Annotated in this window: 7 protein-coding genes; all 7 read left to right on the forward strand. The window is 63.1% G+C overall.

Features of this window, described 5'->3' with window-relative positions:
• The first annotated feature begins 457 nt into the window (after positions 1-457).
• The 7 genes from KCG87_RS27165 to KCG87_RS27195 are packed head-to-tail and all read left to right on the forward strand — an operon-like array spanning position 458 to position 8,912.
• A complete protein-coding gene (locus KCG87_RS27165; RefSeq protein WP_098967409.1) occupies positions 458-2,080 on the forward strand; it encodes a methyl-accepting chemotaxis protein in 1,623 nt (540 codons plus the stop codon).
• Positions 2,080-2,598, forward strand: a complete 519-nt coding sequence (locus KCG87_RS27170) for a chemotaxis protein CheW (protein WP_098967411.1) — start codon at positions 2,080-2,082, stop codon at positions 2,596-2,598. The genes KCG87_RS27165 and KCG87_RS27170 overlap by 1 nt, the downstream gene beginning before the upstream one ends.
• Positions 2,595-3,872, forward strand: coding sequence for a CheR family methyltransferase (locus KCG87_RS27175; RefSeq protein ID WP_210559228.1), 1,278 nt, complete (start codon positions 2,595-2,597; stop codon positions 3,870-3,872). The genes KCG87_RS27170 and KCG87_RS27175 overlap by 4 nt, the downstream gene beginning before the upstream one ends.
• Positions 3,869-4,564, forward strand: a complete 696-nt coding sequence (locus KCG87_RS27180; RefSeq protein ID WP_210559227.1) for a chemotaxis protein CheW — start codon at positions 3,869-3,871, stop codon at positions 4,562-4,564. Before KCG87_RS27175 ends, KCG87_RS27180 begins: the two co-directional genes overlap by 4 nt.
• Positions 4,561-6,855, forward strand: a complete 2,295-nt coding sequence (locus tag KCG87_RS27185; protein ID WP_210559226.1) for a hybrid sensor histidine kinase/response regulator — start codon at positions 4,561-4,563, stop codon at positions 6,853-6,855. Before KCG87_RS27180 ends, KCG87_RS27185 begins: the two co-directional genes overlap by 4 nt.
• On the forward strand, positions 6,852-7,862 hold the full coding sequence (locus tag KCG87_RS27190) for a chemotaxis response regulator protein-glutamate methylesterase (protein ID WP_098967417.1): 1,011 nt from the start codon (positions 6,852-6,854) through the stop codon (positions 7,860-7,862). The genes KCG87_RS27185 and KCG87_RS27190 overlap by 4 nt, the downstream gene beginning before the upstream one ends.
• A gap of 48 nt (positions 7,863-7,910) precedes the next feature.
• Positions 7,911-8,912, forward strand: a complete 1,002-nt coding sequence (locus KCG87_RS27195; RefSeq protein WP_025112221.1) for a diguanylate cyclase — start codon at positions 7,911-7,913, stop codon at positions 8,910-8,912.
• The last annotated feature ends 132 nt before the right edge of the window (positions 8,913-9,044 follow it).

A 9,044-nucleotide genomic window follows, 5' to 3' on the forward strand; every position in this document is an offset into this window, starting at 1 on the left:
TATCAAGGAGCGTGCCAGGTTTGCCAAGGACTCCGTGATCCGGGGGTTAAACTGCTCTAAAGGTCATGTTTCAAGATGTTTCATGCCAAAAAAAGGCGAAAAGTGCGCAACTTCTTGCGCAGTGGTGTGCAAGAAGTTGCGCACTCGGCTACAGGCTCCGGCACACGGGCTCTGTAGCAATTCGAGTAGCGAAAAAACGCGATCAAGTGCGCAAGAAGTTGCGCATAAAGGCGCATTGCCATTATTTGGCGAGATGTCGAGGGCGCAAATGACCGATCCAGCGCCCCTTTTTGCCATTCCATCACTGGCACGCCAGCCCCGGATTGTCGGACAGTCCCACCCCAGAGCCTTCCCGCGAACCAAGTCGGGCCGGCCCGAGGGTTAAAAAGCGTCTTATAAATGAAACACCGCCCTCGGCTATACTCCCCGCATTTCGACTTAGGCACGAGGAATCACTGTGAAGAACTGGACGTTGCGCCAACGCATTTTGGCGAGCTTTGCGGTGATTATCGCCATCATGTTGCTGATGGTCGTCGTTTCGTATTCCCGCCTGCTGAAAATCGAAGCCAGTGAAAGCAGCGTGCGTGATGACGCCGTTCCCGGCGTCTATTACAGCTCGATGATCCGCGGCGCGTGGGTCGACAGTTATCTGCAGACCCAGGAACTGCTCGGCCTCAAGGAAGGGCAGGGCATCAGCAGCGAAGACGCGGCGGACTACAAGGCCTTCGAGACGCGCCTGCAGGAGCAGATGGCCAACTACCGCAACACCGTCACCACCGACGAGGACCGGGTCGAGTTCGCTGCGTTCGAGAAAGATCACGACACCTACATGCAGATCCAGGATCAGGTGCTCGACTTGCACAAGCGCAACCTGGAAGCCGACGCGGTCAAGCTGTTCACCGAGAAGCTGACCCCGGCCTGGTACACCGGCCGCATGAAACTCAACGACATCATCGGCGAAAACAAACGGGTCGCTGACCAGGCCATGGCCAACATCGACGAAGCCGTGGCGGCGGCCAAGGTCAGCATGTTCGTCTCGCTGCTGGTGGCCGTGCTCGCAGCCGGGGCCTGCGGTCTGCTGCTGATGCGCGCGATCATGGCGCCGATGAACCGCATCGTGAAAATCCTCGAAATCATGCGTACCGGCGACCTGAGCAGCCGGCTGAATCTGGATCGCAAGGACGAGTTCGGCGCGGTGGAAACCGGCTTCAACGACATGATGACCGAGCTGACTTCGCTGGTGTCCCAGGCCCAACGCTCCTCGGTGCAGGTGACCACTTCGGTGACCGAAATTGCCGCCACCTCCAAGCAGCAACAGGCCACCGCCACCGAAACCGCGGCCACCACCACCGAAATCGGCGCGACCTCACGTGAAATCGCCGCCACCTCGCGGGATCTGGTGCGCACCATGACCGAAGTGTCCACCGCCGCCGATCAGGCCTCGGTACTCGCCGGTTCCGGCCAGCAAGGCCTGGCGCGCATGGAAGACACCATGCACTCGGTGATGGGCGCGGCCGATCTGGTCAACGCCAAACTGGCGATCCTCAACGAGAAGGCCGGCAACATCAATCAGGTGGTGGTGACCATCGTAAAAGTCGCCGACCAGACCAACCTGCTGTCGCTCAACGCCGCCATCGAGGCCGAGAAGGCCGGCGAATACGGGCGTGGTTTTGCCGTGGTCGCCACCGAAGTGCGGCGTCTGGCGGATCAGACCGCCGTCGCCACTTACGACATCGAACAAATGGTCCGCGAGATCCAGTCGGCGGTGTCTGCTGGCGTGATGGGCATGGACAAGTTCTCCGAAGAAGTGCGCCGGGGCATGGCCGAGGTGCAGCAGGTCGGCGAGCAACTGTCGCAGATCATCCATCAGGTGCAGGCGCTGGCGCCGCGGGTGTTGATGGTCAACGAAGGCATGCAGGCCCAGGCCACCGGTGCCGAACAGATCAACCATGCGCTGGTGCAGTTGGGCGACGCCAGCAGCCAGACCGTCGAGTCGTTGCGTCAGGCCAGTTTCGCCATCGACGAACTGAGCCAGGTGGCCGTCGGGCTGCGCAGCGGCGTTTCGCGATTCAAAGTCTGATGAGTGAAATCACCGCCAAACGCAGCGCTGCGCCGGTGGCGAAGCAGGCGTTGTTCCTGCTGTTTCGCATCGGCAGCGAGCGTTACGCCTTGCGCGCCACCGAGGTGGCGGAAGTGTTGCCGCGCCTGCCGTTGAAGCCGATTGCCCAAGCGCCGAACTGGGTCGCCGGGGTGTTCGCCTATCGCGGTGTGGTGGTACCGGCCATCGACCTCAGCGCGCTGACTTTCGGCCATCCCGCCGAGGCGCGCACCAGTACGCGGCTGGTGCTGGTGCATTACCGTCCGGATGAACGGCAGCCGTCGCGCTGGCTCGGGCTGATCCTTGAGCAGGCGACCGACACCCTGCGCTGTAACCCCGAGGATTTCCAGCCGTATGGCCTGGACAATCGTCAGGCGCCGTACCTCGGCCCGGTGCGCGAAGATGCCCAGGGGCTGGTGCAGTGGGTGCGGGTCAACGACTTGCTGGATGACGCGGTGCGCAGCCTGCTGTTTCCGGCGCCGCTTGGGGCGCAGTCATGAGCAGCGACCAGCGTTTTTTCGATTTCCTCAAGGAACGCATCGGCCTGGATGTCACCTCGGTGGGGCCGGCGATCATCGAGCGCGCGGTGCGCCAACGCATCACGCTCTCGCAAGCGGCGCACAGCGATGAATACTGGCAACTGCTGCAAGGTTCGCGGGACGAACAGCAGGCGTTGATCGAAGCGGTGATCGTCCCTGAGACCTGGTTTTTCCGTTATCCGGAATCCTTCGCCACCCTAGGCAAGCTGGCGCGCAAGCGGCTGGACGAATTGAACAACATGCGCGCGCTGCGCATTCTCAGCCTGCCGTGCTCGACCGGCGAAGAACCCTATTCGATTGCCATGGCCTTGCTCGATGCCGGCCTCAAGCCTCATCAGTTCAAGGTCGACGGCATGGACGTCAGCCCGCTGTCGGTGGACAAGGCGCGACGGGCGTTGTACGGCAAGAACTCGTTTCGGGGGCAGGATCTGGATTTTCGCGAGCGTCATTTCACCGCCGAGCAGGACGGCCATCGGGTCAGCGAAGCGGTGCGTGAGCAGGTGCGCCTGCAGGCCGGCAATGTGCTAGATCCGACGCTGCTGGCCAGTGAGCCACCGTTCGATTTCGTGTTCTGCCGCAACCTGCTGATCTATTTCGACCAGCCGACGCAGAAGCAAGTCTTCGAAGTGCTCAAGCGCCTGACTCACGTCGATGGGGTGTTGTTCATCGGCCCGGCCGAAGGCAGTCTGCTCGGGCGCCTGGGCATGCGTTCGATCGGTATTCCGCAGTCGTTCGCCTTCAGTCGGCACAATGATCCGCTGCCGGAGCCGGTGTCATTGCCGACCCCCACGCCATTGCCCGTGCGCCAACCGTTGCGCAGTCCGCCGCCGCTGCCACCGCCGGTGCGCCCGCGGCCGTTTGCCAGCGTTGCACCGTTGCCCGTCAACAGCAAAAGCGCCAACCCGGACGCGGCGACCTTGCTCGCCAACATCGCCGCGCTGGCCAACGAAGGCAAAAGCGCCGAGGCCCGCGCGGCATGCGAGCAGTATCTGCGCAGTCACGAACCGGTGGCGCAGGTGTTTTACTGGCTCGGTCTGCTCAGCGATGTTGCCGGTGCCGCGCTCGAAGCCCAGAGTCATTACCGCAAGGCTTTGTACCTTGAACCGCAACACCCCGAAGCGTTGATGCACCTGGCCGCCTTGCTGCAGGCCCAGGGCGACAGCGCCGGTGCCAGACGATTGCAGGAACGCGCCGCCCGCAGCGGTCGCACCGCCGACAGTGAGCGTAAACGATGATCCCGTCCGACACCTTGAACGTCACCCACGAAGACGCCCGGGCCATCGATGATTGCTGGAACCGTATCGGTATTCATGGCGACAAGTCGTGCCCGTTGCTGGCCGAGCATATTCACTGCCGCAACTGCGCGGTGTATTCCGCCGCCGCCACGCGCCTGCTGGACCGTTATGCATTGCAGCAGGACGAACGCGATCCGGTCGCCGTGGCGGTCGAAACCGATGTGAAAACCCGTTCGCTACTGATGTTCCGCCTCGGCGAGGAATGGCTGGGACTGGCCACCCGCAGCCTGGTGGAGGTAGCGCCGCTGCAGGCGATTCACTCGTTGCCGCACCAGCGTTCGCGGGCCTTGCTCGGCGTGGCGAACGTGCGCGGGGCGTTGGTCGCGTGCCTGTCGCTGGTCGAGTTGCTCGACCTTGATGGCAACGCCGCACCGGCCACTGGCGCGCGGATCATGCCGCGCATGCTGATCATCGCCGCCCACGGCGGACCGGTGGTGGTGCCGGTGGACGAGGTCGACGGCATCCACGCCATCGATGAAAAAATTCTCGACGCCGCGTCATGTGCCGGCGGTGAACACAACAGCACGGCCAGCGCCAAATACACCCGTGGTGTCCTGCAATTCCGGGGGCGCAGCCTGCGTTGGCTGGATGAAGAACAGCTGCTGTCCGCCGTGACCCGGAGCCTCACATGACCCCCGAGCAAATGCGCGACGCCTCGCTGCTGGAGCTGTTCAGCCTCGAAGCAGAGGCCCAGACCCAGGTGCTCAGCAGCGGGCTGCTGGCGCTGGAGCGTAACCCGACTCAGGCCGACTATCTGGAATCGTGCATGCGTGCGGCGCACTCGCTCAAGGGCGCGGCGCGGATCGTCGGCATCGACAGCGGTGTCAGCGTCGCCCACGTGATGGAAGATTGCCTGGTCAGCGCCCAGGAGGGGCGGCTGTTGCTGCGTCCCGAGCACATCGATGCGTTGTTGCAGGGCACCGATCTGTTGATGCGCATCGCCACGCCGGCCAATGCTCCGCAAGCTCCGGACATCGAAGCGTATGTGGCGTTGATGGGACTCCTGCTCGACCCTTCGGCAGCGCCCGCAGTGGCGCCGCTGCCCATGGCCGAATTGCAGATGCAGGCGCCGCCGCCTGCGCCTGCACCGATTGAAACCCCGGCGCAAGTGATCGAGACACCGCTGGAAACCTCCGACCCGGCACCGCGCAAGAACAAGCGCACCACCGAGGGCGGCGAGCGCGTGCTGCGGGTCACCGCCGAACGCCTGAACAGCCTGCTCGACCTGTCGAGTAAATCGCTGGTCGAAACCCAGCGCCTCAAGCCGCATCTGGCGACCATGCAGCGTCTCAAACGCATGCAGAATAATGGCCTGCGGGCACTGGAAAGCCTCAACGTGCATCTTAAGGAACATGCGCTGAGCCTTGAGGCCCAGGAAGCCCTTGAAGATGCGCGGCGTTTGCTGGCCGAGTCTCAGCAATTACTCGCGGAAAAGAACGCCGAGCTCGACGAGTTCGCCTGGCAAGCCAGCCAGCGCGCCCAGGTGCTCTACGACACTGCGCTGGCCTGCCGCATGCGCCCGTTCGCCGACGTGCTCACCGGTCAGGTGCGCATGGTTCGAGACCTGGGGCGCAGCCTCGGCAAACAGGTAAGGCTGGAGATCGAGGGCGAGAAGACTCAGGTCGATCGCGACGTGCTGGAAAAGCTCGAAGCGCCGCTGACTCATTTGCTGCGCAACGCGGTCGATCACGGCATCGAAACCCCGGAACAACGCTTGCTCAAGGGTAAGTCCGAAGAAGGCCTGATCCGCCTGCGTGCCTCGCATCAGGCCGGTTTGCTGGTGCTGGAATTGAGCGATGATGGCAATGGCGTCGATCTGGAAAAGGTCCGCCGCAGCATCGTTGAACGCCAATTGTCACCGGCAGAAACTGCCGCGCAGTTGAGCGAAGAAGAACTGCTGACCTTCCTGTTCTTGCCGGGTTTCAGCCTGCGCGACACTGTGACCGAAGTGTCCGGGCGTGGCGTCGGCCTCGACGCGGTGCAGCACATGGTCCGGCAACTGCGCGGCGCGGTGGTGCTGGAGCAGGCGGCGGGCGAGGGCAGCCGCTTTCATCTGGAAGTGCCGCTGACCCTGTCGGTGGTGCGCAGTCTGGTGGTCGAAGTCGGCGAGGAGGCTTATGCGTTTCCGCTGGCGCATATCGAACGCATGTGCGATCTGGAGCCACAGGACATCGTGCAGATCGAGGGCCGTCAGCATTTCTGGCACGAAGGTCGGCATGTCGGGCTGGTCGCGGCCAGTCAGTTGCTGAATCGTCCGGCCAGTCAGAGCAGCGGCGAAACCCTCAAGGTCGTGGTGATTCGCGAGCGTGACGCGATCTACGGGGTGGCGGTCGAGCGTTTTGTCGGCGAGCGCACGCTGGTGGTGCTGCCGCTGGATGAGCGACTGGGCAAGGTTCAGGATATTTCCGCCGGGGCGCTGCTCGACGACGGTTCGGTGGTGCTGATCGTCGATGTCGAAGACATGCTGCGCTCGGTGGACAAACTGCTCAACACCGGGCGTCTGGAGCGCATTGCCCGCCATGGCAATCAGGCCGCCGAAGTGGCGCGCAAACGGATTCTGGTGGTCGACGACTCGCTGACCGTGCGCGAGTTGCAACGCAAGTTGCTGCTCAATCGCGGCTACGACGTGGCGGTCGCGGTAGACGGCATGGACGGCTGGAACGCGCTGCGTTCGGAGGACTTCGATTTGCTGATCACCGACATCGACATGCCGCGCATGGATGGCATCGAACTGGTCACCCTGTTGCGCCGCGACAACCGCCTGCAATCGCTGCCGGTGATGGTGGTCTCGTACAAGGATCGTGAAGAGGACCGGCGTCGTGGACTGGACGCTGGCGCCGACTATTATTTAGCCAAGGCCAGTTTTCATGACGACGCCCTGCTTGATGCAGTGGTTGAGCTCATTGGAGGAGCGCGGGCATGAAAATCGCAATCGTCAACGACATGCCCCTGGCGGTGGAGGCTTTGCGCCGCGCGCTGGCCTTCGAGCCGGCGCATCAGGTGGTCTGGGTCGCCAACAACGGCGCCGAGGCGGTGCGGTTGTGCGCCGAAAACACCCCGGATCTGATCCTGATGGACCTGATCATGCCGGTCATGGATGGCGTCGAAGCCACGCGACGGATCATGGCCGAAACCCCGTGCGCGATCGTTATCGTCACGGTCGACCGTCAGCAAAACGTGCACCGGGTTTTTGAAGCCATGGGCCACGGCGCGCTGGATGTGGTCGATACCCCGGCCATTGGTGCGGGGAACGCGCAGGAAGCGGCGGCGCCGTTGCTGCGCAAGATCCTCAACATCGGCTGGCTGATCGGCGAGAAAACCCCGCGCTCGCGTCCGGTGCCGACGCCTCACCGCAGTTCGGCGTCGTGCAAGCGGCTGGTGGCGATCGGCTCGTCTGCCGGCGGACCGGCCGCGCTGGAAGTCCTGCTCAAGGGCCTGCCACGCCATTTCTCGGCCGCCATCGTGCTGGTGCAGCACGTGGATCAGGTGTTTGCCGCGGGCATGGCCGAATGGCTGGCCAGCGCCAGTGGCCTCGATGTACGCCTGGCCCGCGAAGGCGAGCCACCGCAGGCCGGCGCGGTGCTGCTGGCCGGCACCAACCACCATATTCGTTTATTGAAAAACGGCACGCTGGCCTACACCGCCGAGCCGGTCAACGAGATCTACCGGCCTTCGATCGACGTGTTTTTCGAAAGTGTCGCCAGCTATTGGAACGGCGATGCCGTCGGGGTTTTATTGACCGGGATGGGACGCGACGGGGCGCAAGGGCTTAAGCTCATGCGCCAGCAGGGTTATCTGACCATCGCGCAGGACCAGCAAAGCAGTGCGGTGTACGGCATGCCCAAGGCAGCAGCGGCGATCGATGCGGCCGTCGAAATCCGTCCACTGGAAAAGATAGCGCCACGATTGCTGGAGGTTTTCCCCAAATGAACAGGCTATTCCGCAATCCTGGCCCCCGCAGTACTCAGGTGACCGCCCATGAATGATTTACAGATCGACGACATTAAAACCGACGAAAACGCCGCCATGGTGTTGTTGGTGGACGATCAGGCGATGATCGGCGAAGCCGTGCGCCGTGGGCTGTCGAATGAAGAGAACATCGACTTCCACTTCTGCTCCGATCCGCACCAGGCCATCGCCCAGGCGGTACGGATTAAGCCGACGGTGATTCTGCAGGACCTGGTGATGCCCGGCCTCGACGGCCTGAGCCTGGTGCGCGAATACCGCAATCATCCGGCGACCAAGGACATCCCGATCATCGTGCTGTCGACCAAGGAAGACCCGCTGATCAAGAGCGCGGCGTTCTCGGCCGGGGCCAACGACTATCTGGTGAAACTGCCGGACACCATCGAGCTGGTGGCGCGCATCCGCTATCACTCGCGCTCCTACATGACCCTGCTGCAGCGGGATGCGGCGTACCGTGCGTTGCGCGTCAGCCAGCAGCAATTGCTCGACACCAACCTGGTGCTGCAACGGCTGATGAATTCCGATGGGCTGACCGGGCTGTCGAACCGCCGGCACTTCGACGAGTACCTGGAGCTGGAATGGCGCCGCTCGCTGCGCGACCAGAGCCAGTTGTCGTTGCTGATGATCGACGTCGATTACTTCAAGTCCTACAACGACAGCTTCGGCCACGTTGAAGGCGATGAGGCGCTGCGCAAGGTCGCCACAGCGATCCGCGACGCCAGCGCCCGACCGTCGGACCTGCCGGCGCGCTACGGCGGTGAAGAGTTCGCCCTGGTGCTGCCGAACACCTCGCCGGGCGGCGCACGACTGGTGGCAGAGAAACTGCGCCAGACCGTGGCGGCGCTGAAGATTCCGCACAACACCCCGGGCGACGGGGCGAGCCTGACCATCAGCATCGGTCTGGCGACCATGGTGCCGCAGGCGGGCAGCGATTGCCGGCTGCTGATTTCGGCGGCGGATCGTGGGTTGTACCTGGCCAAGAACAATGGCCGTAATCAGGTCGGAATCGAATAAACGCTTACCCTCACCCCAGCCCTCTCCCAAAGGGAGAGGGGGCCGACCGAGGTGTCTAGCACTGTACATCGACCTGATCGACCGAGTCGATTATGGATCTTCAAGCTTGGCACTTCCGGATTCAGCAAAGCT

Source organism: Pseudomonas sp. MWU347 (assembly GCF_017947305.1).
GTDB lineage: Bacteria > Pseudomonadota > Gammaproteobacteria > Pseudomonadales > Pseudomonadaceae > Aquipseudomonas > Aquipseudomonas putida_A.

Coding starts and splice junctions, on each gene's coding strand:
- KCG87_RS27170 (WP_098967411.1), top strand. CDS start 2,080: ATGAGTGAAATCACCGCCAAACGCAGCGCTGCGCCGGTGGCGAAGCAG.
- KCG87_RS27175 (WP_210559228.1), top strand. CDS start 2,595: ATGAGCAGCGACCAGCGTTTTTTCGATTTCCTCAAGGAACGCATCGGC.
- KCG87_RS27180 (WP_210559227.1), top strand. CDS start 3,869: ATGATCCCGTCCGACACCTTGAACGTCACCCACGAAGACGCCCGGGCC.
- KCG87_RS27185 (WP_210559226.1), top strand. CDS start 4,561: ATGACCCCCGAGCAAATGCGCGACGCCTCGCTGCTGGAGCTGTTCAGC.
- KCG87_RS27190 (WP_098967417.1), top strand. CDS start 6,852: ATGAAAATCGCAATCGTCAACGACATGCCCCTGGCGGTGGAGGCTTTG.
- KCG87_RS27195 (WP_025112221.1), top strand. CDS start 7,911: ATGAATGATTTACAGATCGACGACATTAAAACCGACGAAAACGCCGCC.